The following is a 25842-nucleotide window of genomic DNA, read 5'->3' as shown; positions in this document are numbered from 1 at the left end:
AGCGCTTGTGATCGGTTTTTTGATTGATTACTTTATGATTTGTTGATCCGAATAAACTTAGAAACAGCTAGGACTGTTTTAATCTTAAAATACCCTCATCAGGTGTCACAAAAAGTGTTTTTTGATTCTCATAAATGACGAATCCAGGTTTAGCACCATTCGGTTTCCGAATATGTTTGACTTGCACGTAGTCCACCGGTACTTGGGCAGATTGACGATATTTTGAGAAATATGCGGCAAGCTCTGCAGCTTCCATTAAGGTTGTCTCACTAGGATCATCCGAACGAATGATGACATGAGAGCCAGGAATATTTTTGGTATGCAGCCAGATATCACTCTTACGAGCTGTTTTTAAGGTCAGTTGGTCATTTTGTAAATTGTTTTTTCCGACGAAAATTTCAGTTCCGTCTGAAGAAAGAAATCGTTCTGGTTGCGAAGGAGCAGCTTTTTTACGCTGTTTCGCCCGATTTTTGACATAGCCTTGTGCGATCAGTTCTTCCCGAATAACCGCCAGATCCATGGGAGAGGCAATTTCTAATTGGGCTAACACGGATTCGAGATACGCGATTTCTTCTTTCGTTTCGGCAATCTGCTGATGGATCAGTTTGACTGCATTTTTTAATTTCTGGTAACGTTGAAAATATTTCTGAGCATTTTGATTGGGAGAAAGAGCAGGATCGAGTTTGATCGTCAAAAGCCGATTCTCATCATAATAATTTTCCAAATCAACTGAAGCAGCACCACGGGGGACTTGATTCATAAAGGTCGTCAAAAGCTCCCCTTTTTGACGGAATTCTTCGGCGTTTTCTGAATCGATCAACGTTTGTTGGCGTTTCTTTAACTTCAACTGGTTCCGTTTCAGTTCATTCTCAATCTTCTTTAGTAATTCGCCACCTTGTTGTTTGACCCGATCTCTTTCCGCCTTGTCGTGATAAAACGCATCTAATAGCTCGCTCAGACTCTGATAATGGGTGACAGTGGTGGTCGCATCGATCAATGATGGATAGGGAATTGGTGTAAAATATTCCTTTTTCTCTGACTGGAGATAACTTGGTGCTAGCTCCTGGGTAAGCTCTGTAAAGAAAGCTTCCCACTGACGCAGTTTTTCATTGGGATTGGCATTGATTCGAGCGATCAATTCTTCTGCTGTATCGCGGCCTAAGCCTTGGAATCGTTGTTGAAGTTCTTTTGCCGTCAATGGATCAAGAGTAGATAATTCTTCAAAAATTTTGGTGCGAGAGGCTGTGAAAGGATTAAGCGTCGATTGCTTTGGTGGTGCAACATAGACAGCACCTGGCAATAAGGTACGATACGTATTTTGGGAATGACCAATGTGTTTGATCGTATCGACGATTTTTCCACTCGTCTTATTCATTAATAAAATCGTACTGTGACGGCCCATTAATTCGACGATCAAGACGAGGGCTTGCAAATCACCTAATTCATCTCGTCGCGTGAAATGAAAATGGATCACACGGTCATTGTCGATTTGTTCGATTGATTCTAAGATCGCCCCTTCTAAATATTTCCGTAGCATCATCAAGAAATTCGGTGGGGTTTCTGGATTGCTATAGGCGATCGTTGTGCATTGTACACGAGCATAGGTGGGGTGTGCGGATAGCAAAAGTTTGTGATTTTTCCCTTGGGAACGGATCACAAATACGACCTCATTTTCATAAGGTTGATGAATTTTGTTTACACGTCCACTGGTTAATTGATTTTGTAATTCTTTGACCATTAAATGGGTAAAGACACCATCAAAAGACATATTGTTTCCCTCTTTTCTTTTAAGGATAGTTTGACTGAGGGATTGATCCTTCCAATGTCAAATATTCCTATCTATTATACCGAAGAATCCAAAGAAAAGCCATGGCAGCTAGCTTTCCTTTTTCTTGGTAGGTTGGTGATCGGTGGTTTGCAGTGCACGCTCGATTTCCTTATTCAAGAAATAAGAGATGACTGTCCGAATAATAACGACGGCAGCTAGACGTACGATGTCTTCGAAAGTAGGGTGGATGATCGTCTCAATAATATCTGCTGCAATCAAGATCTCCAGACCTAATAAGACATAGCTCCCTAAATAATTGCGGATAAAATTATTCTCTCTGGCTGCCACCAATCGATCCTTTTCTGTTAATTCGTAGCGCACAAAATCAATGCCAGCGATCAATACACCCCAAACGATGACAAAAATGGAGAGAAAGTTCAAACAGACAACGATGAAATCGAAGATTGGATTGGCTCCAGTCATCAATGAATCAGCTAGATTATGCATAATGACTCCTTTACCGTTTTCTTTTATCTTACCGAATTATCGAAGAAATGTGAAGTTTCTTGACGTTCTAGGAGGGAATTGATAGTATGAATTAATAGTAGGATTTTTAAAAAAGGTGGGCAAATTATGGAACAAGTTAGGAACTTTGTTCATTACACGAAAGAAAAAATAGTTGAAAGCTGGCAAGCTTTTTTAGATGATCTTTATCGAGATCAGAAAAAAACGATTTTCACGCTGATCGGGGGAATTCTTTTCGCACTGGTCTTCGCAGGTTTGATCGTCTTTTCTCAAAATCGTATCAATGCTTCTTTAGTGGATCGGATCGCTTTTGACAAGCTGCCGTCAGAAAAAGTACAGCCATTGCCTTATCTGACTGCAGACAAGACGATTCGTGAAACACGAGCGATCTCGGTGATGTTTAGTAAGCCCAACGGACCTCAACTCGATCAAGTATTTGATCTGATCCAAGCGCAAGAAGATGAGCTGAATCGGACATTTTTTTATTATCCAATCGTCTATGATGCGGCTTTTTTCTCCAATGAATACAGCGTTGATCCTGATAAAGTGACGTTTGTTTTTTATGAAGAAGGGGTTGAGAAAAATCGCTTTACCTTTGATTCATTTGAGCAGCCAACGACGGAATTCATCCCAGAATTGAATCGTTTACCGATGTGGACGATTCGTTCTTCTGCCAATGATCGATAAAAAAATCTGACGATTTGACAGAAAATTGTTGACGTTTTTTTATCAATAAGCTAAACTGAATTCAATCAAGAAAGAAAACAAGTTGAGAAGGAGGAACAATCATGAAACTATTTATTCCATTGCAAGTGAAATTATGGCAAAACTGGCGTAGATAGTTGTATTGATGGGACCTCATTCCATAGATACAACTTTTTAGAGAACCTTCTAAAGTGCTGTATCTATGCTGGTAGTTGAATTTATCGCCGCATAGGACAAGCTTCTATGCGGCTTTTGCGTACTTGCAATTGCCGTCACATAGGCAGTTGCTTTTTTTGTTCTCAAAAACCATAAAATGAAAAACACGAAAAACGTAAGCAGAAAAAGGAGAATGAAAAATGAAAAACAAGGGATTAATTGCATCGGTTGCCGTTATTTTATTATTTTTAGGAGCGACATTTGTCTATCAGTTAGGAATGAGAAGTGGGACCAATCAAGCTAGTGAGACTTCGGAACCAGTAGAAAAAGCTGAAAAAACAGTCGGGATCCTACAATTTGTCAGTCATGAAGCACTGGATGCGATCACCGAGGGGATCAAAGAAGGCCTTAAAGAATCAGGCTATACCGAAGGGGACAACTTGACGATCGAATTCCAGAACGGTCAAGCGGATCAAAGCAAATTGGCAACGATGAGTCAGCAGCTGCTAAATAAAGATGCCGACGTTTTGGTTGGGGTAGCAACACCCGCAGCACAAGCGTTGGCGAATGTCACTCAGGATGTACCGATCGTTTTAGGAGCGGTCACTGATCCAGTTGGGGCAAATCTCGTGGCAGATATGGATCAACCCGGCGGCAATATCACTGGTGTTTCCGATAAAGCACCAGTTGCTGCACAAATCAAACTAGCAAAAGATTTGCTGCCAGAGGCAAAAACAGTCGGTATTTTGTATTCTTCGACCGAAGACAATTCGAAATACCAAGTGGCAGAAGCAGAAGCTGCTGCCGAAGAAAATGGCTTGACCAGCAAATCCTATGCCGTTCCTTCAAGTAATGAAATTGCGCAAATGGTGCAAGTGATGGCACGGGAAGTCGATTTTATCTATATTCCGTTAGACAATACGATCGCAAATGCTATGCAGACCGTAGTTCAAGAAGCCAATAAATCAAAAACACCAATCATTACTTCCGTAGACACGATGGTGGAACAAGGCGGTTTGGCAACGGTCGGACAAGATCAATTTACGATAGGCGTGGAAACTGGGAAGATGGTGGCAGCAATTCTTGATGGGACAGCAGAACCTGCGACAACACCGATCTATACATTCAGCGATGGCGAAACGATCATCAATGAAACTCAGGCGCAGTTATTGGGCATCACTATCCCAGAAAACCTCAAAGACGAGGCGAAACTGATTACAACCACGCCAGAAAGCGAAGCAAGTGATGAGTAACTACCAAGAACAGCGATCACCTGCGATCATCGAGAGGGTCTTGAAAGAGAAAACTTGTAAGAATATGGAGGAAGAATGATGATTGTTTCAGCAATAGGGCAAGGACTACTTTGGGGAATCCTGGGATTAGGGATTTTTATGACCTATCGAATTTTAAATTTCCCGGATATGACGACGGAAGGGTCCTTTCCGTTAGGCGGTGCTGTCTGTGTGACAGCGATCACCCATGGGGTGTCGCCCGTCTTAGCGACTTGTTTAGGAGTATTGGCTGGGATGTGTGCGGGCTGTGTGACAGGACTTCTTTATACAAAAGGCAAAATTCCCGTGATTTTAGCTGGAATCTTGGTGATGTCTTCATTGAACTCGGTCATGCTGTTTGTGATGCGCTCACCCAACCTCTCTTTATTAAACCAACCGAAAATTCAAGATTTTTTTACTAGAATGAATTTACCGAATTATTATGATACGGTGATCATTGGATTGATCATGGTCTTGTTGATCGGGGGCGTCTTGGTTTACTTTTTCCATACGAATTTAGGTCAAGCTTACATCGCTACAGGTGATAATGAGCATATGGCAAAATCGATGGGGATCAATACCGATCGAATGAAAATCATTGGATTGATCGTCTCCAATGGCGTGATCGCACTCTCAGGCGCATTGATTGCGCAAAATGACGGCTATGCCGACATTAGCAAAGGTATCGGTGTGATCGTTATCGGACTGGCGTCAATCATCATTGGTGAAGTGTTATACGGGGAACTGACCTTGCTGGAACGTTTGATCGCTATTGTGATCGGCAGCATTATTTACCAATTATTGATCCTATTTGTGATCAAAGCTGGATTTGATACGACCTACTTGAAGATCTTCTCTGCAATCGTCTTGACGATCTGCTTGTTGATCCCTCAATTTAAACAAGCCTTGCATCTACGCACTGGTTTTGAAACGGAGGACGAATAATGTTAGCCTTAAAAAAAGCCTTTAAAGTTGTCGGCAACGGACCAAATGAGAAAAAAGTACTCTTGAATAAAATCGATCTTTCTTTAAAGCCAGGAGAATTTGTCACGGTCGTTGGAGGAAACGGCGCCGGCAAAAGCACGTTATTCAACTGCATCTCAGGCACCATGCCCTTGACGAGTGGGCAAGTGATGATTGATGATCAAAATGTGACTACACTTTCGGAAGAAAAACGCGCACGCTTTTTGGCGCGGGTTTTCCAAGATCCGAAAATGGGCACTGCTCCCCGTATGACAGTGGCAGAAAATCTGCTGTTAGCCCAAAAAAGAGGGCAAAAACGGTCACTTGGTCTTCGACAACTCCAAGGACAAAGGGAAATGTTCTTTGCACTTTGTAAAGAAATCGGCAACGGGTTGGAAAATCATTTGGATACGCCAACGGGCAGTTTATCTGGTGGTCAACGACAGGCACTAAGTTTATTGATGGCAACGATTCAAACACCAAAACTGTTGTTGCTAGATGAACATACGGCTGCATTAGATCCAAAGACCTCCAAACAGCTGATGCAAATCACTGCAAAACGCGTGGAAGAACAAAACCTGACCTGTCTAATGATCACCCATCGGATGGAAGATGCATTAAAATACGGGGACCGCTTGATCCTGCTCAGAAAAGGGGAGATCGTCAAAGATCTTTCAGCAGAGGAAAAAGCGCAATTAAGCTTACCTGAACTATTATTGTTCTTTGAGGATGACTTATAAACCCTTGATAGAACAGTGTTTTCAAAAAAAACAATCAAATAAATGAAAAAAATAAGAAAAAATCATTGACATCTTTCAAAGTTAAACCTATACTTAGGTCAATCTTACATCAGTTTGGAGCGAACGACTATGCAAAAATTATTGCTAACGAACCCCACACAACTGAATAAATATTACTTTAGCTATTTTAGATAGGTTTGTATTCATGAAGGCATGGGTACAAACGCTAAGTTTGTATCTATGATGGCTAGAGCATTTCGTAATGAATTCGCAGCCACGTAGATCGTAAAATCTATAGTGGCTATTTTTTATATTCACATATCGGCTCTGTCGTTATGTAATGTTTGAAGGTGTTCACTGTAGATTCTTAAATTTACGGTGGACATCTTTTTTTGTTGAAAGGAATGAACCAGATGAAACAAATGATAACCGGACACACACGGTTGGCGGCACTATTTGCCAAACCAGCCAAACACAGCATCTCTCCAGCGATGCACAATCTTTCTTTTGAAGAACAAGGGATCGACGCCGTGTATCTGGCCTTTGATGTTGAGCCGGACGATTTAGCCGCTAGTATCCAAAGCATCCGTCAGTTGGACCTCTTAGGTGTCAATTTATCGATGCCTCATAAAATGGCGGCTGTAGCGCTGATGGATGAATGTTCACCAGCAGCCGAGTTGATCGGCGCAATCAATACGATCGTCAATCAAGAAGGTCGCTTGATTGGGCACAATACAGACGGCATCGGCTTTATGCGAGCTCTTGAGGACATTCAAGTATCCATCATTGGCGACACCATGACGGTGATTGGAGCTGGCGGAGCGGCGACAGCGATCATTAGCCAAGCCGCACTAGACGGCGTCAAAACGATCCATGTCTTTAACCGCAAGGATGAGTTTTATCCAATCATCCAAGAAAAATTAACACAGATTGCACAAAAAACAGCTTGTGAAATTACCTTAACCGACTTAGAAGATCAGATGGCTTTAAAAACAGCCATCGATCAAAGCAGCTTATTGGTAAATGCCACGGGCGTGGGAATGAAACCAAATGATACCGTAAGTCCTCTGAAAGATAAAACACTCCTACGGGAATCATTAGCTGTCTATGATGTCATCTATAATCCAAGAGAAACGCAGCTTTTGAAAGATGCGAAAGCAGTCGGCGCCAAAACTGCAAACGGCTTAAGCATGCTACTCTATCAAGGTGCAGCCGCATTTGAACTTTGGACTGGCAAAGCGATGCCTGTTGAAAAAGTCAAAGCACTCATCGAATCCATGTAAAAAATAAAAAACAGAAAAAAACGAAAGTAGGAAGAAAAAATGATCGTAATTATGAAACCAGGCGCTACGCCAGAACAAGTTGAAGTTGTTGTAACAAGAATCAAAAAAGAAGGCTTAGATGTTCAAGTCAACCAAGGAAAAGAACAGGTCGTTATCGGCTTAAAAGGGGATACCCGCCGCATCCAAGATGTTGCTTTTCGCAGCTACGAGGGTGTCGAAGATGCCATTCGGATCTCAAACACCTACAAATTGACCTCTCGTGAGTTCCATCCGCAAGATACGGTTGTGGATGTAGATGGCGTGAAAATCGGTGACGGCAACTTTGTTACGATGGCTGGTCCATGTTCGATTGAAGGCTTAGACCAAATTCGTGAATGTGCCCGAATCGCTAAAGCTGGTGGTGCACAAATCTTACGTGGTGGTGCCTTCAAACCACGCACGTCGCCATACGCATTCCAAGGGCTGGAAGAAGAAGGGCTAAAATACATTCGTCAAGCAGCGGATGAAACGGGAATGAAAGTCATCACAGAAGTCATGGACGAAGGACATATCGATATGGTTGCGGAATACAGTGATATTTTGCAGATTGGTGCTCGGAACATGCAAAACTTCAAATTGCTAGCTGCCGTTGGGAAAACTGGGAAACCAATTGGCCTTAAACGAGGCATCTCTGGCACAATCGACGAATGGTTGAATGCAGCGGAATACATCGCCGTTCAAGATAAAAGTGAAGTGATTTTCATTGAACGTGGGATCCGAACTTACGAAACAGCAACCCGTAATACCTTTGATTTAAGCGCGGTACCAATCATCAAAAAACTGAGCCACTTCCCAATCATCGTTGATCCTAGTCATGGAACAGGTATCTGGGATCTTGTACCGCCTATGGCTAGAGCGGGTGTTGCTGCTGGCGCCGATGGGATGATCGTTGAGATCCATCCAGATCCAGCCAATGCTTGGTCTGATGGTCCTCAATCACTTAATGAAAAAACGTACATGAACATGATGAAAGAAGTCCATATCATGGAAAAAGCGATGAAAGAAATCAAAGCATTGCAAGACTAAGCGTCAAGACAACCAATAAAAGAGGTGCAAAAATCAATGTTACACATTCATTTAGAAGAACATTCCTATGATATCCTCATCAAACGAGGGGCGTTTCAAAACGTCGGAACCTGGGTGCAACAGTTGTGGGACAAACAGCGTATTGCCGTCATTACAGACAGCAACGTCGCACCCCTGTATGGCGGACAAATCGTCGATTCCTTGACCGCTGCAGGGTTTGAGGCAACACTGTTAGTCGTACCAGCTGGCGAAAAAAGCAAATCACTAGAGCAAGCAGCTAATTTATATGATGGTCTTGCCCAACTCGGAATGACCAGAAGCGATGGGATCATTGCCCTTGGTGGCGGTGTGATTGGTGATCTTGGAGGATTTGTTGCTTCTACTTATATGCGCGGCATTGATTTCTTGCAGATTCCAACGACGTTATTGGCACAGGTCGATTCAAGTATCGGCGGAAAAACAGCTGTAAATACTGGCAGTGCCAAGAATCTCGTCGGGACATTTGCACAACCAGCCGGTGTGATGATCGATCCAGATTTACTTACAAGTTTGCCCCTCAAACGCGTCCAAGAAGGCATTGCTGAAATCATCAAGTCAGCCGCTATTGCAGATCCTGAGCTTTGGCAAACGTTAGCAGGTTTGAAAGATGAAGTCGATCTTTTGGCACATGCTGAGAAAGTAATCACTGCTTCTTTAAAGGTAAAACAAAAAGTAGTAGAAGAAGATCCTTTTGATCATGGCAGTCGTCTGACACTGAACTTCGGTCATACGATCGGGCATGGCTTAGAAAGAACAGCCGCGTTTGACACCAGTCATGGCGAAGGGGTTGCAATGGGGATGATCATGATCACCCGTCATGCAGAAGCCATCGGATTAACGCCAAAAGGTACGACCCAGCAGCTTACAGAAATGGTTGAGAAGTTTCATTTGCCGATCACACCAAGTGAAATAGATAAAGAGCAATTATACCAAGCAATCACTCATGATAAAAAAGCCCGTGGGCAACAATTGAAGATTATTCTATTAGAAGCGATCGGACAGGCGAAAATCATGACGATCCCGACTGAAAAAATCAAAGACTACCTATTATAAGAAAGGAAGGTAACGGATCATGCGTTATATTACAGCAGGCGAATCACATGGACCAGAGTTGACCGCCATTATCGAAGGTTTACCGGCAGGATTGCCATTAACAGCAGAAGACATTAATTTTGAATTAGCGAGACGACAAACCGGCTATGGCCGTGGGGGACGGATGCTGATTGAAAAAGACCAAGTCCGTATCACTTCGGGTATCCGTCATGGAAAAACACTAGGCTCTCCTGTGACTTTAGTGGTTGAGAACAAAGATTGGAAAAACTGGACCAAGGTCATGGCGATCGAAGAGGTACCAGAAAAAGACCGCAAACTACGACGAGTGGCACGACCAAGACCTGGTCATGCTGACTTAGTCGGCGGCATGAAATACCATCATCAAGATTTACGAAACGTTTTGGAACGCTCATCTGCTCGTGAAACGACCATGCGGGTAGCCATCGGAGCAATCGCGAAGAAAATTTTAAAGGAGCTTGGCATCGATGTGGCGGGTCATGTAACAATGTTAGGCGGCATCAAAGCGGAAATTCCTGAAGGGTTGACCGTCAAAGAAATCGCAGAACGCTCTGAAGCTTCAGAAGTAAGGGTGTTAGATCCGTCAGTCGAAGAAGAAATCAAGCAGCTGATCGATCAAACGAAGAAAAATGGCGATACGATCGGCGGTGTAGTGGAAGTACTTGTTGGCGGCGTTCCTGCTGGTTTAGGCAGTTACGTGCAATGGGACAAAAAACTTGATGCGAAAATCGCCCAAGCCGTGGTCAGCATCAATGCCTTTAAAGGTGCTGAGTTCGGCGTTGGCTTTGAGGCTGGTGTTTTGCCAGGTTCCAAAGTCATGGATGAGATTTTATGGGACGAACAACGAGGCTATACCCGTCGCAGCAACAACCTTGGCGGGTTTGAAGGCGGCATGACGAACGGTGAACCAATCGTGGTTCGTGGTGTTATGAAGCCGATCCCGACCTTGTACAAGCCGTTGCAAAGTGTGGATATCGACAGCAAAGAACCGTATAAAGCAAGCGTCGAACGCTCAGATAGCACCGCTGTACCAGCAGCCAGCGTTGTTTGTGAGAGTGTGGTGGCGACAGTGGTGGCCAATGAACTATTAGAAAAGTTCCCAAGTGATTCATTCGCAGAATTGACCGCATCTGTTCAGGCGTATCGAGAATACTTGTTAACCTACTGATTAAAGAACCAGCAAAAATTCCAGTAGAAATGAGGATTCTTTTCATGAACCAAAATATCTTTGTCGCCGGTCTAGGATTGATCGGCGCTTCCTTAGCAAAATGTATCAAAAAGGCACATCCGCAAGTGCATTTGATGGGCTGGGATTGTCAGGAAACCAATGAGATCGCATTAGCAACAAGTTTAGTAGACGAAGTGCCCCCTTCATTTTCAGAAGGTGCTGTCCGTGCCGACGTGATTTTGTTGGCATTGCCGGTAGAGATCACCAAAAAATATCTTTCCGAACTGGGGACACTTTCATTAAAGCCTTCGGTGCTGGTAACAGACACCGGCAGTACCAAAGCGGAAATCACCCAATTCGCCGAGTCCTTTTCCTTTGATTTTATTGGGGGCCATCCGATGGCTGGCTCTCATAAATCAGGGATCACAGCAGCCGATGAGAACCTTTTCGAGAATGCTTACTATATCTTCACACCGACGAAAAGTCAGCGGATGGAAGAGCTGCAAGAGCTTTTTCGCGGCACCAGAGCCAAATATGTGGCGCTTGCGCCAAAAGAGCATGATCAAATCACAGGGATGTTGAGCCATTTGCCCCATATTATTGCTTCTGGATTAGTCAATCAGGCAGACGCTTTCAACCAAGCCCATCCCAGAGCGCAACAACTTGCAGCAGGCGGTTTTCGCGATATCACTCGCATCGCTTCTTCAGATCCTCGCATGTGGACCGATATCTTATTGAGTAATCGACAGGAACTACTGCAGCTGATCGATGAGTGGCAAAAACAAATGACGACCATGGCTCACTGGTTGCAGGAAAAAGACGAACGGGCGATCTTTCGGTTCTTTGAATCCGCGAAGGAAACACGGGATCAATTGCCGGTTCATCAAAATGGCGCGATCCCGGCATTCTATGATCTATTCATCGATGTACCGGATCATCCCGGTGTTGTCGCTGAAGTGACGGGGCTATTGAGCGAACATCAGCTCTCTTTGATCAACTTAAAAATTCTTGAAACTCGAGAAGACATCATTGGTGTTTTACAGATTTCATTCAAAACGCAAAATGATTTGCTGCAAGCAGAGCAGCTGATCCAAAACAAGACGACCTATTCGTGTCGAAAAAAATAGGAGGCTGGGATGAAACTAAAAAAAGCAACACATTTAAAAGGGACGATAGCGGTCCCTGCTGACAAATCGATCTCGCATCGCAGTATCATGTTCGGGGCGTTAGCTGAAGGAACAACGACTGTCCGAAATTTCTTACGTGGAGAAGACTGCTATAGCACCCTTCATGCATTTCAATCATTAGGGGTTCCGATCCATGATGACGGTCAGACGATCACGATTGAAGGACAGGGCTTTAATGGTCTTAAGCCTGCTGACGAACCAATCGATATCGGTAATTCTGGCACAACGATTCGTCTAATGATGGGGATTTTGGCTGGACAGCCATTTACAACTACCTTATTCGGTGATGACTCATTGAATAGACGACCAATGAATCGCGTGATGCTGCCATTAAGAGAAATGGGTGCCAATGTGAGAGGGCATGAACAGACGGAATTCCCACCGATCACCATCAATGGCACGGCTTCATTACATCCCATCAATTATCAGATGCCCGTAGCAAGTGCTCAAGTAAAATCAGCGCTGATTTTTGCGGCACTACAAGCACAAGGTACATCTACGATCATTGAAAAAGAAACAAGCCGCAACCACACCGAAGAAATGATCCGTCAATTCGGTGGTGTCATCACAACACAAGGCAAAACGATCACTGTGACGGGACCTCAAACACTCCAAGGACAAGAAGTAGTTGTTCCCGGTGATATTTCCTCCGCTGCCTTTTTCTTAACAGCCGGCGCGATTATGCCAGAAAGTGAGATCGTTTTAAAAAATGTCGGGATCAACCCCACTCGTACAGGAATTCTTGACGTGCTAGAGGAGATGGGTGCTTCGATTGCTTTTTCTAATCAAGACGATCAGAATCAATCAGCTGACCTTACCGTTCAAAGTTCTACCTTGCAGGCAGTAACCATCGCTGGCGATATTATCCCACGCTTGATCGATGAATTGCCGATCATTGCGTTGTTAGCCACGCAGGCGCATGGCAAAACGGTGATCAAAGATGCGGAAGAACTAAAAGTAAAAGAAACCAACCGAATTGATGCAACTGCCGAAGAGTTGACAAAACTAGGAGCGGACATCACTCCCACCGAGGACGGGTTGATCATCAACGGTCCAACCCCTTTGCATGGCGGACGTGTGTCAAGTCGGGGGGACCATCGCATCGGCATGATGCTGCAAATTGCCGCCTTATTGACAGATGAAGAGGTAGAATTAGAAAAAGCCGAAGCCGTAGCAGTTTCTTATCCTGATTTTTTTGAGGATGTCGCACGTTTGGCTAAAGGAGGAAACAGCGAGTGAAAAAAGTGATATTAATTGGCTTTATGGGTGCTGGAAAAACCACGATTGGTCGTCTTTTGGCTGAAGAAACGAAACAGTCTCATGTGGATTTTGATGACTTGATCGTTGCTGAGATCGGCATGACCATTCAAGACTTTTTCGATCAACACGGTGAGGAAGCCTTTCGCAAAATCGAAACGGATATTTTAGCTAAAACTTTGGCAAAGGAACAAATTATTTCCACTGGTGGGGGCATCGTATTAAAAGAAGAAAATCGTCAGCTTTTAAAAGAGATGCCGCTCGTCGTGTATTTAAAAACAGATCCCGAGGAACTGATCCATCGCTTAAAGGCGGATACTGGCAGCATTCGTCCCTTAGTCGTCTCAAAATCACCAGAAGAAATATTGGCTGTTTACCGTCCTCGGATTCCTCTTTATGAAGAAACTGCTTCATTGATCGTTGAAACGACGAACAAAACACCAGAAGAAATCGTACAGGAAATTTTGATCAAAGCAGGTGCATAAAATGAAGATTGGTTATTTAGGACCGAAAAGTTCCTTTACGCATTTAGCTGCGCAAGAAGCGTATCCAGAAAATGCCTGTATCCCTTATGGATCGATTCCACTTTGTATTCAAGCGCTAGCTAACGGTGTGATCGATCGTGCGGTCGTTCCGAACGAGAACTCATTAGAAGGGTCCGTTCATGCCACTATTGATACACTGTTTCGTCAAAATCAATTGAGCATCGAACAGGAAATTATTTTACCGATCAATCATCAATTGTTAGTTTCTCAGCAAATAGCAAAAGACAACCGTCCTATCACTAAGATAATTTCTCATCCGCAAGCCTTGGCGCAATGTGCCGACTTCATCGAAGCCCGATTTGCTGGAGCTACTGTTGAGGCGGTTGCTTCCACAACGACTGCAGCAGCCTACGTAGCAAAACATCCAGAAGAAGCAGTTGCGGCGATTGCTTCCAAAGAAGCCGCTTTGGCTTATCAGTTAACGATCAAAGAAACCAATATTCAAGATGTTGCCTTTAATCAAACCCGTTTTTGGGTTTTGACGAAGAAAGCAGCAAACACCCAATTACCAGAGCAGACCGTCGAGAAAGCAACGATTTTTGTGACGCTGCCAGCAAATCGCCCGGGAATCTTGCACAAAATCTTAGCAACCTTTGGCTGGCGAGAAATTGATTTAAGCAAAATTGAATCGCGGCCGTCAAAAACCTCCTTAGGGGAATACTTTTTCGTGATCGATCTGGTGATGGACAAACCGTGGCAACTGATTGTAAATGCCTTTGAAGAGATTCAGTTGTTGGGTGGACACGTCCATCTTCTCGGCGTGTATTCGGTAAATGTTGTTGAGGAAGTGACAAAAAATGACTCAAGTCAAAATAAGAATTAGCCAAGATGAAACACTTTTAGCAACGTTTCATAAAGAGATCCAAACACAGCACCATCAATGGTACCCAACGATTTTTAAGCCCTTTGATCAACCAAGATTTGAACAAGCAATCACACAGCAGCTGCAAGAGCCAAGCCACCACTTTTTTATCGCTTGGTTGGCGGAACAGCCTTGTGGCTTTGTGCATCTTCAAGAGGTCCGTTTGCCACAAAATGCGATGATGCATGAACGAAAGTGGCTGGAAATTGCAGCGATCGCTGTTGACCCTCGGTACCAAGGGATGCATATTGGAAAACAATTGTTGGCATTTGCTGAAAACGTTGCGCTGGAAAAAGGCTTCGATGATCTCTCACTAAACTTTTGGTCGGCAAATCAAGTGAAATCATTTTATGAGCAAGCAGGATTTGTGAGCACACGACAAGGAGCATCAAAGCATCTAAGGTAGAAAAATGAAGAAATTTCCTAGAAAAAGGTTAAAATTTCAGAAAATAGCTTTCTTTCTATAAGGTCTAGGGTATCCTTATAGACAGAGAGCTATTTTTTAGTTGGAGGATCAGAAGCAATGAGCAGGATGGAAAAAAATAAAAAACTGCATGAACGGCTAGAAAAGGAATCCAGTCAGGCAGCCAAAGAAAGTATCTTTGCCCGCCGAGAAGCAAAAAGAAGAAACCAGCGCGTCAGACCGAGTGATTCTACTTCGTCTGCTGATGAGCCAGTAAGAGACATTTTGTATCAAAACACCGAGCATCCTAGGGCAAGCGACCCTCGTGCGGCTCAAAGTTCCCGAGAACAGTCACAAGTAGGAATAAAAAAATCTGAGGGACGAAAAAGAGCAATCCCCCCGCTATCTGCTCAGGGACCTGCGATGCATCAAGGCCAGGAACAAAGCAAACAAAAACCGCAAAAGCTTAAGAAGAGCAAGCAACCCAAACAAAAGAAAAAGCGGAAGCACCCAGTTCTACGTATTGTGGTCCGGGTACTATTGGTGCTTTTTGCCTATTCATTGATTGCGTTTCTTGTCGGTCAGCAAGTCGCAAGAAGTGACGCTGCTTTTGCTACGACTGATGAAGAGTCCTTTAATGGTACGGCCGCTGCAAATGGTGCTCGTAATATATTGCTCATTGGTAGTGATAGTCGTGAAGGAGAAGCTGGACGAGCAGACACTATTATGGTTTTGCAATTAGATGGTCCCAGTAAGCAACCGAAGCTGCTTTCCTTTATGCGGGATACTTTAGTTACGATTCCCGGTTATGGCGAAAACAAGATCAATGCGGCGTATGCCTTTGGTGGTGCTGATTTAGTCAGACAAACGTTAGCGGAGAATTTTGGGCTAGAAACCAACTATTATGCAAAAGTTGACTTTCGTTCCTTTGAAAAAGTGATCGACACACTGTTTCCCTCAGGTGTTGCTATCAACGCGGAAAAAGATATGAGTAAAAATCTTGAAGTTGCCATCAAACAAGGGCAACAACAAATGAATGGGCTTGAGCTATTGCAATACGCACGCTTTCGGATGGACGAAGAAGGTGACTTTGGTCGTGTAAGACGACAGCAGCAAGTAATGGATGCGATCTTTAGCGAAATGAAAAATCCTTTAGCTATTTTAAAATTGCCTTATGCAGCAGGAAAAGTCTTAGGCTATGCTTCCACCAACCTGCCAATGTCTTTCCTATTAAAAAATACCTTCTCGATTGCTCGAGGGGCGGGAGGAGTCGACAGCTTGACTGTCCCAGTCGCTGACTCTTGGCAATACGGTTCAAGTGCGAGTGCTGGAAGTGTGTTAGTCGTCAATCTTGAAACCAATCAACAAGCGATCAGGAATTTTCTTAATGAGTAAGCAGAATGAAAAGTTCTGAAAACCATTTGAAAGTAAGTAAATTTATGCTATATTATTAATGACGTTTGAAATTTGTTGAAACGAGGAAAAAGAATGAAATTAGCCGTTGTTACTGACAGTACAGCTTATCTGCCGGAACGGATCAAAAACCATGAAGATTTGTTTATCATACCGATTCCTGTTATTTTAGATGGAAAAGTCTACAATGAGGGTATCGACATTGAAGCTGATGAGTATTACGCTTTGCTGAAAAACAGCAAAGAATTCCCAACCACTTCTCAACCGGTATTAGGAGAAGTGTTAGCCTTATATGAGTCATTGAAAGATCGCGGTTACGACACGATCATTAGTATCCACTTATCAAGCGGTATCTCTGGATTTATCGGAACGCTGTATGGAATCACCGATGAAATCGAAGGTGTTCAAATCATTCCTTACGATTCGAAAATCACAAGTATGCCGATGGGTCACATGGTAGAAACCGCTCTTGATCTATCAAGTCAAGGCAAAACCGTCGAAGAGATCATTTCCCATCTGGACACTATCAGAGACAATACCTATGCCTATCTAATCGTGGACGACTTGAATAACTTGGTTCGCGGCGGTCGCTTAACCAATGGGGCAGCCTTGATTGGCGGATTATTAAAAATCAAACCGATCTTGACCTTTGATCAAGGTAAAATTGTGCTTTACGAGCGCATTCGTTCCAGTAAAAAAGCATTCAATCGCGCAGAAGATATCATTGGTCAACGGGAGCAAGAAATCGCATTGCCTGTTAAATTTTATGTAATCCACGCCAACAATTTAGAAGTAGCGAAAGAAGAAAAAGCGAAGCTACAAGCGAAATACCCAAATGCAGAAATTGAGATTGGTCACTTCGGACCAGTTATCGGCACGCATTTAGGAGAAAAAGCCATTGGGATCGCTATTTCAGCGCAATAATTTTTATTTTTTCTATGTTTATCACGCCATTATCTTTTCAAGACGATGTATGTAAGAACCAGTTAGACGTTTGTCTAGCTGGTTCTTTTTTCTGCTTTTTTGAGATTCGCTTGTAAAAAATCACACAAACTCGTACAATAGGATCAAAATGAAGGACTGACAAATGAGGAATTGCTATGAAGTGTTCCTTAAGAAGGTGGCAAATGAGCGATGCGCAAGATTTAGCCCATGCGTTAAATAATCAAACCATCCACGATTATTTACGAGATGGGTTGCCATTCCCCTATACGGTCGCAGATGCACAAGCCTATATTCGATCTGTGGAGGAAGCAGAATTTGCCTTTGCGATCACTGTGGATGACCGAGCAGTCGGCAGTATCCGTGCTGTTCGCAAAGAAAATATCCATTATAGAACGGCTGAGATTGGCTACTCTATTGCACAAGAGTATTGGGGAAAAGGCTTGATGACGCAAGCCGTTCAGCAACTATGTGACTATGTATTTACTACATCAACTATCGTTCGTATTTCTGCTGAATCTTTTGCGAAGAATCATTCCTCTTGTCGTGTGTTGGAAAAGGCAGGTTTTACGTTAGAAGGCGTTTTGCGAAAGCATGCGGAGAAAAACCAACAGCTGTTCGACATGAAGCTCTATGCGTTGGTTCGTCAAGAGAAAGAGGGGCAAGATGACCACAATCAAAAAGGAGAAACCTATGAATGAACTGCAAAAATTACCAAATGTAGGTCAGGTTTTAGCGGATCACCTGGTTCGTATCGGCATCAATACTCCTGAACAACTACGCACAAAAACGGCCGAAGAGGTTTTTCTAGCTATCCGCCACCAATGTGATGCGGGCGCTTGCTTGCATATGCTCTACGGCATTGAAGGGGCGATCCAAGGCATTCCTAAAGCGCAGCTTACATATCAGAGAAAACAAGCGTTACGCCTTTTTTTCAATCAATTGAGTTAGTGAAGTAATGCGTCATAAAAAAGCACTTTTTAAGAGCGTTTGTTTTTAGATGCTTCTTATCAAGTGCTTTTTCTATAAACATCTGTCCCTAGCTACTAGAAAAGACCTTTTGCTTGTTCCAAACCAGCTTCCTCATTATACTTACTCTATCTAGTAAATTACTAATTTACTAAACAAGGAGTGAGAATAATGAAAATACCAGAAAACTTGAAACATAAGCCCGTCATTAAAGTGGAAGACTATGATACTGTTGACGGAAAAAATGCGTTACATACAGATGCAAAAGGCCTTTCCCTCGGATTAGCACAATGGAATGATCGCGGAAAAGTCGATATCTCAGGCAAGGTTTGGCGCCATACAGGTGAAAAATGGTCTCGTCAGTCAGAAGAACTACCCCTCACTAGAATCTTAGATCTAGCAATCTTAGTGGCGCAATCTAGTTTGTATTTTCAAGAGGCCTATCGCCATGAAAAGTTTTACGATCCTGAAAATCCGTTGATCGAGATCATTGGCCTGCAAGGAAATCGTATGACCGTTGAAGTAGACACCGAAAATCCTAAAATCGATGAAGACATTCTGCTTTTTTATGATTCCTTGCAAAAAGATGGCGAGCTATACGGCGAACGCTTCAAAATCCTAAAGCGGCTTTTAGATGAGCTAGGTTATTAAGAAAAGGAGCAGATTGCCATGACACAAAATCAACCGTCTTTTGTCGTAACGAAAGGACGCGCTTTTAGCAAATTAGAACAAACCATGATTTGGAAAAAACCACAAAGTCATCAGACCAGTGCTGAAGAACTACGAATTGCTTCAGAGATCGCGTTGAATTGGGCGGATCCAGAGATGAAGATCTTCAATGTGTTGCTGGAAGGCGATGCTGGGTCGGGTAAGACCCAGTTGGCAAAGGCACTTTCTGCCGACTTGCAACTGCCCTACACCAAAATCACCTGCTTTGCGGATATGGATAAGTCAGATGTATTTGGTGCTTTATTACCAGTGATCAACACCGACCAAGAAGAGGACAAGGACTTGCTGGATGCGATTTATCAAAGTGATTGTTTTGAAGATGTCTTGGCATTGATCCAGCGGCATTTTTCCTTGACTCGTGAGCGGGCACGGGCGAAATTTGCGGAACTGATCGAACGGATTGAAACCAGTGATCAGCAACCGACGATTCAATACAAATTTTATCCCTCCGAAATCGTACGGGCGCTGGAAAAAGGCTATTTGCTTGAGATTCAAGAACCAACGGTCATTCGTGATGCTTCGGTACTAGTGGCACTAAACTCGGCCCTTGAACAAAACGGGATGCTAAATATCCCGACTGGCTTTGTTCGACGACACCCTGACTGTGTGGTGATTATCACAACGAATCGGAATTACCAAGGCAACCGCCCCTTGAACGAATCCTTGCGAGATCGGATGCAGCACGCTGAAAAAATGGATTTACCTGAGCTAGCAGTCATGGTGCAGCGAGGCATTGCCAAAACCAATTATCCGGACAAAACGACTGCAGAGAAAATGGCTGAAATCATCCGCTTACTAGACGTGACCGCCAAAGCCAACGCTATCAAAGGGGTGGCGGGCATGCGTTCTTATTTTTATTGGTTAAATGCAGTCAAACAAGGACAAGATCCCTTTACAGCAATTGATAGCAAAGTGCTCTACAAAATCACTACCGATCCAAATGAGCTTTCTCTTTTACAACAGGCGCTAGAAGCTTCAGGGTTATTGGCGCAATTGCGGCTTTTGTTTTCTGGACAACCGCTAAATGCCTTTAAAGAACAAATCAAAGGACGCCGAATCAGCAGCGAAGAGGCTGACCAACGCAATGTAGTGGGAGAAGGCACACCCGTCTTAAAAAATGAGCAAGTCCTTGAGACCGCCAATCAAGAAACTGAGGCGGAAACGATGGAAACCAGTGATTCTGACAAACAAGAAGCGAAAAGCGCAGCAACTGAGGCGACGTTTTCAGAAGAACTAGAACGCAATAGTCATGATGGCCAAGCAAAAGCTGGGAGTGAGACACAAGAGGCAGCTCCTGCTTCTCATTCTTTGTCGATCGAAGCGTATGAAGCCCAGGAGAAAGAAAAGAAAACCACGGCATCAAAGGCAGCACGACAAGCATTGAAAGAATCGATCCATGCCAAAGAAGGGCTGATCGTTCATCGCCCACCCGTCGATTTAGAAAAAGCGACTGAAGCCCAACAGCGTTTGCAGCCGTTGCTGCCGATCGTAGAGTCATTGATCAAGCAAACCCAAGAAGTATTGGAAAACGAACAAGCTTCGGCATACAGTAAAGGTAAGTACAGTGGTACACGCTTTGATGCCAGCAAGGTTGCGTATCAGGATTTCCGGACCTTTGACAAGAAGAATCCACCTCACGAACAGCCTTCCTTAGCTCTTGCTTTGCGCATCGATGAATCAGGTTCGATGATTCGAGAAGATCGGATATTGTATGCCCAACAGGCGGTCTTAGCGGTGAATGCTTTTGCCGAACGTTTATCTTTGCCATTGATGATCTATGGCGACACAGCGGACGTGACCGCTCGTGAAAAAACCTCGCTTTTTGCATACAAAGAATTTAATGAAGGCTTTGAATTTGTGCCAGAGAAACTCATGACAATGAAGCCTCGGCAAAATAACCGTGATGGAGCTGTCTTGCGTGTGCTAGCTGAAAAGCTCGCTCATCAGCCGGCAACCACTAAATTACTCTTGAATATCAGTGATGGCCAGCCAAAAGCTCTTCCTGATTATACAGGGGGAAAAGCCAAAGAAGATATTCAGCAGGTGATCGCTGACTATGAACGACAAGGAGTGCTGTTTCTTGCAGCTTCTATTGGGCAAGACAAAGAGGTGATCAAAGCGATTTATGGGGAAGAACGCTTTATTGATCTTTCCAATCTAACAGAATTTCCGCAGCGTTTGTTGCAGCTACTGACAAGGTATTTGTAAACGTCGATAGGTAAAAGGAAAAGAGTGTGGACTTCGTGCCGCACTCTTTTTTTGATCATAATTATATTATGTAAACAAGATGATATTTGTCTAAATTTGGAAAGTTCTGTAAAATAGACGCCAAAAGGAGAGATATCATGAACAAATGGCGGTACTTCTACTATCCTTGCCAATTCGGCTGGCATGCAGCACTTCGTAGGCGCAGTTTGCTGATGAGTGGTGTGTTGGCGATTCTTTTACTGATCATCGCCATCTTTGCAGAGCATTGGTTAGTGTTTTTTCATCAATGGCTACAATATGAAACAAATAGCAGTGAGAATCAGATGGATCTCACGTATGCCAGTTGGCTTTTCTTTTTGCAGTTGCTACGCTTCGTACTAGGCGTTCTAACTGTAGGCTTGATCGCCGCCTTTTTATGGCACTGCAATCACATGTATCGTTTTCATTTGATGGGGGAGGAGCAGCAATCCCTGAGTATTCGGTTGTTGTTAGGACAGTCTCCGTTGTTGGTCACCTTAGAAGAGCTTTTCTTTGTAGGCATTCAAAGCATTGTTATTAGTTTGATAGGGCTTTTCAGCGGTCTGTGGCTTAGTCAAAAAGCACTGCAGGATTTTTTCCATTTCTTTCATCTTCCCGCAGGCTTTACTTTTGAATTTCCCTTTAAAGGTCCATTAATCGCTCAACTTGGTGTGCTCTTGCTGCTTTTTTTGTTACGATTCCGCGGTACAAAGAGGACGGTTGAAGAGATTATCGTTAACGGATGCCCGAATGGGTGAGGGGATGATAGGCTGCTTTTATTTCCCTCTTCCAAAATGCGAACATATGTTTTATAATAGGTGAAACAAGACAAAGGTCGTGAATTTGTGAAGACATCCTTAACTTTAGAAATGGAAGAGGCACTTTATTATTATTGTCGGGAAAACAGTGATATTGTGGTAGAAGAGGTAGTCATGCCAGATGATCACGGCATCGTGGATACTTTGAGTTGTCGCTTGACGACTGAAAATACCTTTGAATGGCGTTGCTACGAACTCAAAGTTAGTTTGGCAGATTTTCGCTCAAAAGCAAAACTATCCTTTATTGGGAATTATAATTATTTTGTCTTACCCAAGGCATTGTACGAGAAAGTCAAAGATCAGATTGGACCTACAATTGGTGTTCTGGTCTATCATGCATTTCTTGAAAAAGAAACGGGCAGCAAAGGGTATTTCAGTGTCGAAAAGAAGCCCCAACGGCAAGAACTGCAGGTTCCAGAAAATGCCTTATTGTTTCGGTTGATTTCGGCACAAGCGCGAGAAGTCGGCAAAGCAAAACAGACTGCTCGAGGATTGCGGGTATTTTCAACAGAACGTTTGTACCAAGAACTGAAGAAACGTCAGCCTGAGTATGACTTGTTCGGTGGTGGAGTCAATTACTATGATCGATTTATTGAAGATACTCAGCTGCAAGCGATCGAAGCCTTGAAAGAAGAATTGGCCGCTACGAGATCAGCCTATGAAGCGCTGGAAAAACGTTTTTTATCAGGCGAGTAAGAAGGAGAGAAGAAGATGTACTTCCCGTATATTCGTGGAAAACAATTTGATTTATTGGCGTTGAAAGCACTGTTGGAACAAGATTGTTTGTCAGACGCGATCCAGCCGATCATTGAACCAGTCAAGCAATCAAAAACGTTTTGGACGACCATTGACCTGTTTCAAAGGAAGCAGCATCCTTTTTATCTGGTTCGCAATCCACAGGCGGGGGCTTTTCTGACGGCAGAGGGGTTAGCAGAGTTGCAAAATGTTGCTGCCCCTAAAGCAATGATCGTAGATCGTCCCATTGAAACAGTGGAAGAAAAGCCTGATCTTTGGATCATCCATCAAGCGGACCAAGCACTCGCTAGTGATTGGCGGGAAAATACACTGCCGGTGCTGGTAAGCAAAGAGTTTCGTTTGTTAAATAAAATCAACGGCCCGAAACTACTGATGGAAGATCCGTTTACCCGTTTACCTAAAAATAGTTTTTATACAGAATGTCCGGAGGAAGGATTTTCAAAAACCCATCATCTTTATCATAAATTGGGCTATGCGGGATTTAGTGATTTTTCTGTCGATAGCAAAATTTATTATGAGCACAGTTATCCCTCAAAACGGTTGGTTTTGCATTGGATCTATCCGACAGCAGAGCAAGACTTGCGAATCGTTCACTTATTTTCTGAGGAAGAATTACCAAGTCAGAAAGAAAAGTTTTTTGAAGTCATGGAGGCTTTGTTGCAGCATGAGGAAGAGTATCCTACACAAACAGCTGGGCTGCAGCTATTAGTTGCTGCTTATCAGAAAAGGTCGTTTCCTGGTATGGGCGTTATTCGGAAAGCTGCCGTTATGAATCACTTGGAACTCGTCAGTCGTCTTATTTAGTCGCTATACGCATACGATTGTAGGCTCTAACAAAATACTGCCATTTATTGTACAAAACACCTTGATTGCACCCATTGTTTTCAGGATAGTGATAAAATCAGGGAAAAGGAGTTGGCGCTCGTGGGAACAAAAGATAGAGAATATTATCGAAATGAAGGAAAAGAATTTGAAAAAAACAAGAAAAACCTGCTTATTCGACGTTTAAATCAACTAATCGTTGTCTTGGTCATTTTGATCATTGTCTTTTCGGCGATCCTGTATTACATAGTTTGAAACTTTCCGTAGCTGTCATTGCTTTATTGGCAGCAACAAAACGAAACTTGTACTTAGATGACTGTGCACCCTTGATTAGGACTCGCTATGGGAATCTGATCCGTTTAGGTGAAAACTGAACGCAACGAAACGTTTCTTGTTTATCGTTGCTGGTTTGCCTGTGATCAAGATTCCCATTAGGCTATTAGTTAGCATAAATTTGCTGGGTTAAGTGCGAATCATTACTGATAAGATCGTGAACAACGATACTTGACTGATTCATTGAGTTTGGCCAGCAGCTGCAAACCAAAGCTTGAATTCAAAGATTCAAGAATCAACAAGATCAAATACAGACAAAGGTTCAGAGATAATTTGTCAGTTGATTTTCTTATCAGTTGTAGAACAAACAAAATCTAAAACTATCGCTCAAATGACCATTTTTTTGGATTATGCTGCCAATTAGGTGAATTTGAAGGAAATAATCCTAAATAAGAGGGAGGAGAGCCGCAAAATTATCCGCTAAATACGGTGTTCGAAAAATTTTATATTTTAGTTTACATAATATATATTATACAAAGTTATATTCGAAAAAGAGTTCGTGATATTTTAGACAGTTCAAGTCAATTTTGCATCATTTTACCTCCCTCCGAATGACTTTTATCAGAAAATTGTCTCTAATTCATCTAAAATTTAACTAAAGCTAAGAATTTCTTATTTTACAAGTTTCTTCAGATTCTTTTTGGATTTACTAATCAACAGATTGTTAACGGTCTTGTAGCAAGTTACATACGGATTCGTCTTTTTTATCTCAGCAAATACAGAATCAAGCTATCAGCCTTGATTCACGAACCAATCGGTTTGATTGTATGCTATAATCATGTTGAAAATCTTTGAGCTTTTACCTAGAACTTTATTCATATATAGCCAATCCATTTCAAAGTTCTTACACAAGTAGTTAGACGTTGCAAATGCCAGCAAATATCTATTACATGATTCGATAAAAAAGAACCCTAAAATCATGTAGATAATTTAGGGTATTTCGTTATTTAATATAATTGTAATGTTCATAGGTCGACATAAACGTCCATATTTTGCTAAAAAAGTCTGAATAAAGCGCCGTTGATCATTCCTTGGAATACTAGAATCATGGCAAGTAAAATCAAACCAGCAGCTACCCATAAGCTTATTTTTCCTTTTCGTCGACTGCTGAACGGGTTTTGCTTCAAGTTGCCACTCGTCAGGATGAAATACATAATCATGCTGAATGATATGAGCAAAATAATTTCTATCCCTATACCTAACCATAATCGCTGATTGTTTATTATTGTCATTTTATCACCTCAACTCATTTTACCATTAATGAGTTGCAGACTACTGATTTGCCTGGTTTGCAGCTTGTTTTTTCCACTGTGTAATTAACACCCGATAAAAGCAATTCCATCCGTATAAGCTGACAATTTTAAAAGGAGAATAATAATGAAAAAGAAGAAGCAATTAAAGCTAGTCTTTTTACCAAAAATCTGGGCGTCACTCCTCTACTTGCTTTTCGTGTTCACAGCCCTCTTCCTCTACTTATCAAAGTACTTGGACGTTTCTTTCTTTACTTCGATGTATCCTGACTTTTATCTTCATATCTCCAATTTTTCGATTAGTTTGATTATTGGCTTACTGGGGTACTTTTGGCTTCTCGTAGGTGCGCCATTTAAAGCCGTCACGCTATTGACCCTGCTCTTACTCATTGCCAATCTATTGAGCGAGACTGTCTTGGGCTTTATGAACACCCCTGATCGAATCGATTTACTTTTTGGGATTGCAGGAACGCTCGTCGCATATTTTACTTTGGCAATGATCAAAAGACACGGTTTAGTCAAGAATCAATCGGTTTGATTCAAACAGTCGTGACTTCTCCTTATATGATCCCCCTT

The 25842-nt window shown here is 42.8% G+C and carries 25 protein-coding genes; 23 read left to right on the top strand and 2 right to left on the bottom strand.

The window, feature by feature from the left end:
- Positions 1-67: 67 nt before the first annotated feature.
- Entirely contained in the window at positions 68-1768 is a 1701-nt protein-coding gene (gene efbA / locus IGI71_RS08600; protein ID WP_430616342.1) for a fibronectin-binding protein EfbA, read from the bottom strand.
- A gap of 108 nt (positions 1769-1876) precedes the next feature.
- Positions 1877-2275: a DUF1622 domain-containing protein gene (locus tag IGI71_RS08595; RefSeq protein ID WP_016609320.1), complete on the bottom strand. Its 399-nt coding sequence runs from the start codon at positions 2273-2275 to the stop codon at positions 1877-1879.
- A gap of 126 nt (positions 2276-2401) precedes the next feature.
- Here IGI71_RS08595 and IGI71_RS08590 point away from each other — a divergent pair, with 126 nt between their 5' ends.
- From IGI71_RS08590 to IGI71_RS08480, 23 genes are all read left to right on the top strand, one after another.
- A complete protein-coding gene (locus IGI71_RS08590) occupies positions 2402-2980 on the top strand; it encodes a hypothetical protein (protein WP_010748364.1) in 579 nt (192 codons plus the stop codon).
- Between the two features lie 374 nt (positions 2981-3354).
- Positions 3355-4407, top strand: coding sequence for a tryptophan ABC transporter substrate-binding protein (trpX, locus tag IGI71_RS08585; RefSeq protein ID WP_010748363.1), 1053 nt, complete (start codon positions 3355-3357; stop codon positions 4405-4407).
- 78 nt (positions 4408-4485) lie between these two features.
- Positions 4486-5370, top strand: a complete 885-nt coding sequence (locus IGI71_RS08580; protein WP_010748362.1) for an ABC transporter permease — start codon at positions 4486-4488, stop codon at positions 5368-5370.
- Positions 5370-6128, top strand: a complete 759-nt coding sequence (locus IGI71_RS08575) for an ABC transporter ATP-binding protein (protein WP_005226102.1) — start codon at positions 5370-5372, stop codon at positions 6126-6128. Before IGI71_RS08580 ends, IGI71_RS08575 begins: the two co-directional genes overlap by 1 nt.
- A gap of 413 nt (positions 6129-6541) precedes the next feature.
- Positions 6542-7411, top strand: a complete 870-nt coding sequence (locus IGI71_RS08570) for a shikimate dehydrogenase (protein WP_015509715.1) — start codon at positions 6542-6544, stop codon at positions 7409-7411.
- A 39-nt stretch (positions 7412-7450) separates the two neighbouring features.
- The gene (gene aroF, locus IGI71_RS08565; RefSeq protein ID WP_005226100.1) at positions 7451-8476 is read left to right on the top strand and encodes a 3-deoxy-7-phosphoheptulonate synthase; all 1026 of its coding nucleotides are present in this window, start codon (positions 7451-7453) and stop codon (positions 8474-8476) included.
- Between the two features lie 36 nt (positions 8477-8512).
- Positions 8513-9568, top strand: a complete 1056-nt coding sequence (gene aroB / locus IGI71_RS08560) for a 3-dehydroquinate synthase (RefSeq protein WP_121261326.1) — start codon at positions 8513-8515, stop codon at positions 9566-9568.
- A 19-nt stretch (positions 9569-9587) separates the two neighbouring features.
- Positions 9588-10754 (top strand): chorismate synthase, encoded by a 1167-nt coding sequence (aroC, locus tag IGI71_RS08555; RefSeq protein WP_005226098.1) that lies wholly within the window; start codon positions 9588-9590, stop codon positions 10752-10754.
- A 44-nt stretch (positions 10755-10798) separates the two neighbouring features.
- Positions 10799-11881: a prephenate dehydrogenase gene (locus IGI71_RS08550; protein WP_368742216.1), complete on the top strand. Its 1083-nt coding sequence runs from the start codon at positions 10799-10801 to the stop codon at positions 11879-11881.
- A gap of 9 nt (positions 11882-11890) precedes the next feature.
- The gene (gene aroA, locus IGI71_RS08545; RefSeq protein ID WP_005226096.1) at positions 11891-13180 is read left to right on the top strand and encodes a 3-phosphoshikimate 1-carboxyvinyltransferase; all 1290 of its coding nucleotides are present in this window, start codon (positions 11891-11893) and stop codon (positions 13178-13180) included.
- A complete protein-coding gene (locus IGI71_RS08540) occupies positions 13177-13683 on the top strand; it encodes a shikimate kinase (RefSeq protein WP_005226095.1) in 507 nt (168 codons plus the stop codon). Before aroA ends, IGI71_RS08540 begins: the two co-directional genes overlap by 4 nt.
- Position 13684: 1 nt before the next feature.
- Positions 13685-14566 carry a prephenate dehydratase gene (gene pheA / locus IGI71_RS08535; protein WP_430616341.1) on the top strand — a complete coding sequence of 294 codons (882 nt, stop codon included), beginning with the start codon at positions 13685-13687 and terminating at the stop codon, positions 14564-14566.
- Positions 14541-15011, top strand: coding sequence for a GNAT family N-acetyltransferase (locus IGI71_RS08530; protein WP_016609329.1), 471 nt, complete (start codon positions 14541-14543; stop codon positions 15009-15011). The genes pheA and IGI71_RS08530 overlap by 26 nt, the downstream gene beginning before the upstream one ends.
- A gap of 117 nt (positions 15012-15128) precedes the next feature.
- Positions 15129-16403 (top strand): LCP family protein, encoded by a 1275-nt coding sequence (locus IGI71_RS08525; protein WP_074933835.1) that lies wholly within the window; start codon positions 15129-15131, stop codon positions 16401-16403.
- Between the two features lie 93 nt (positions 16404-16496).
- Positions 16497-17345: a DegV family protein gene (locus IGI71_RS08520; protein WP_005235946.1), complete on the top strand. Its 849-nt coding sequence runs from the start codon at positions 16497-16499 to the stop codon at positions 17343-17345.
- A gap of 176 nt (positions 17346-17521) precedes the next feature.
- Positions 17522-18064, top strand: coding sequence for a GNAT family N-acetyltransferase (locus IGI71_RS08515; RefSeq protein ID WP_010748353.1), 543 nt, complete (start codon positions 17522-17524; stop codon positions 18062-18064).
- On the top strand, positions 18057-18314 hold the full coding sequence (locus IGI71_RS08510) for a TfoX/Sxy family DNA transformation protein (protein WP_074933839.1): 258 nt from the start codon (positions 18057-18059) through the stop codon (positions 18312-18314). Before IGI71_RS08515 ends, IGI71_RS08510 begins: the two co-directional genes overlap by 8 nt.
- Positions 18315-18503: 189 nt before the next feature.
- Complete coding sequence (locus IGI71_RS08505) at positions 18504-18983, top strand: DUF6530 family protein (protein WP_005235941.1); 480 nt, start codon at positions 18504-18506, stop codon at positions 18981-18983.
- An 18-nt stretch (positions 18984-19001) separates the two neighbouring features.
- The gene (locus IGI71_RS08500; RefSeq protein ID WP_430616339.1) at positions 19002-21269 is read left to right on the top strand and encodes an AAA family ATPase; all 2268 of its coding nucleotides are present in this window, start codon (positions 19002-19004) and stop codon (positions 21267-21269) included.
- A 137-nt stretch (positions 21270-21406) separates the two neighbouring features.
- Positions 21407-22045 (top strand): hypothetical protein, encoded by a 639-nt coding sequence (locus IGI71_RS08495; RefSeq protein WP_430616338.1) that lies wholly within the window; start codon positions 21407-21409, stop codon positions 22043-22045.
- An 87-nt stretch (positions 22046-22132) separates the two neighbouring features.
- Positions 22133-22801, top strand: a complete 669-nt coding sequence (locus tag IGI71_RS08490; RefSeq protein WP_086338209.1) for a hypothetical protein — start codon at positions 22133-22135, stop codon at positions 22799-22801.
- Positions 22802-22816: 15 nt separating this feature from the next.
- Complete coding sequence (locus IGI71_RS08485; RefSeq protein WP_430616337.1) at positions 22817-23665, top strand: sce7725 family protein; 849 nt, start codon at positions 22817-22819, stop codon at positions 23663-23665.
- Between the two features lie 1728 nt (positions 23666-25393).
- On the top strand, positions 25394-25804 hold the full coding sequence (locus IGI71_RS08480; RefSeq protein ID WP_074535832.1) for a hypothetical protein: 411 nt from the start codon (positions 25394-25396) through the stop codon (positions 25802-25804).
- The last annotated feature ends 38 nt before the right edge of the window (positions 25805-25842 follow it).

Source organism: Enterococcus sp. DIV1279b, from assembly GCF_050531515.1.
In the GTDB taxonomy this organism is placed as follows: domain Bacteria; phylum Bacillota; class Bacilli; order Lactobacillales; family Enterococcaceae; genus Enterococcus_D; species Enterococcus_D casseliflavus.
This window is presented reverse-complemented; position numbering and strand designations above follow the sequence as displayed.

Excerpts from the sequence above, each read along its gene's own strand:
- aroF (WP_005226100.1), top strand. The coding sequence starts at position 7,451 with ATGATCGTAATTATGAAACCAGGCGCTACGCCAGAACAAGTTGAAGTT.
- IGI71_RS08495 (WP_430616338.1), top strand. The coding sequence starts at position 21,407 with ATGAACAAATGGCGGTACTTCTACTATCCTTGCCAATTCGGCTGGCAT.
- IGI71_RS08520 (WP_005235946.1), top strand. The coding sequence starts at position 16,497 with ATGAAATTAGCCGTTGTTACTGACAGTACAGCTTATCTGCCGGAACGG.
- aroC (WP_005226098.1), top strand. The coding sequence starts at position 9,588 with ATGCGTTATATTACAGCAGGCGAATCACATGGACCAGAGTTGACCGCC.
- IGI71_RS08570 (WP_015509715.1), top strand. The coding sequence starts at position 6,542 with ATGAAACAAATGATAACCGGACACACACGGTTGGCGGCACTATTTGCC.
- efbA (WP_430616342.1), bottom strand. The coding sequence starts at position 1,768 with ATGTCTTTTGATGGTGTCTTTACCCATTTAATGGTCAAAGAATTACAA.
- IGI71_RS08575 (WP_005226102.1), top strand. The coding sequence starts at position 5,370 with ATGTTAGCCTTAAAAAAAGCCTTTAAAGTTGTCGGCAACGGACCAAAT.
- IGI71_RS08515 (WP_010748353.1), top strand. The coding sequence starts at position 17,522 with ATGAAGTGTTCCTTAAGAAGGTGGCAAATGAGCGATGCGCAAGATTTA.
- IGI71_RS08550 (WP_368742216.1), top strand. The coding sequence starts at position 10,799 with ATGAACCAAAATATCTTTGTCGCCGGTCTAGGATTGATCGGCGCTTCC.
- aroB (WP_121261326.1), top strand. The coding sequence starts at position 8,513 with ATGTTACACATTCATTTAGAAGAACATTCCTATGATATCCTCATCAAA.
- IGI71_RS08480 (WP_074535832.1), top strand. The coding sequence starts at position 25,394 with ATGAAAAAGAAGAAGCAATTAAAGCTAGTCTTTTTACCAAAAATCTGG.
- trpX (WP_010748363.1), top strand. The coding sequence starts at position 3,355 with ATGAAAAACAAGGGATTAATTGCATCGGTTGCCGTTATTTTATTATTT.
- IGI71_RS08525 (WP_074933835.1), top strand. The coding sequence starts at position 15,129 with ATGAGCAGGATGGAAAAAAATAAAAAACTGCATGAACGGCTAGAAAAG.
- pheA (WP_430616341.1), top strand. The coding sequence starts at position 13,685 with ATGAAGATTGGTTATTTAGGACCGAAAAGTTCCTTTACGCATTTAGCT.
- IGI71_RS08500 (WP_430616339.1), top strand. The coding sequence starts at position 19,002 with ATGACACAAAATCAACCGTCTTTTGTCGTAACGAAAGGACGCGCTTTT.
- IGI71_RS08580 (WP_010748362.1), top strand. The coding sequence starts at position 4,486 with ATGATTGTTTCAGCAATAGGGCAAGGACTACTTTGGGGAATCCTGGGA.
- IGI71_RS08510 (WP_074933839.1), top strand. The coding sequence starts at position 18,057 with ATGAATGAACTGCAAAAATTACCAAATGTAGGTCAGGTTTTAGCGGAT.
- aroA (WP_005226096.1), top strand. The coding sequence starts at position 11,891 with ATGAAACTAAAAAAAGCAACACATTTAAAAGGGACGATAGCGGTCCCT.
- IGI71_RS08485 (WP_430616337.1), top strand. The coding sequence starts at position 22,817 with ATGTACTTCCCGTATATTCGTGGAAAACAATTTGATTTATTGGCGTTG.
- IGI71_RS08595 (WP_016609320.1), bottom strand. The coding sequence starts at position 2,275 with ATGCATAATCTAGCTGATTCATTGATGACTGGAGCCAATCCAATCTTC.
- IGI71_RS08590 (WP_010748364.1), top strand. The coding sequence starts at position 2,402 with ATGGAACAAGTTAGGAACTTTGTTCATTACACGAAAGAAAAAATAGTT.
- IGI71_RS08505 (WP_005235941.1), top strand. The coding sequence starts at position 18,504 with ATGAAAATACCAGAAAACTTGAAACATAAGCCCGTCATTAAAGTGGAA.
- IGI71_RS08530 (WP_016609329.1), top strand. The coding sequence starts at position 14,541 with ATGACTCAAGTCAAAATAAGAATTAGCCAAGATGAAACACTTTTAGCA.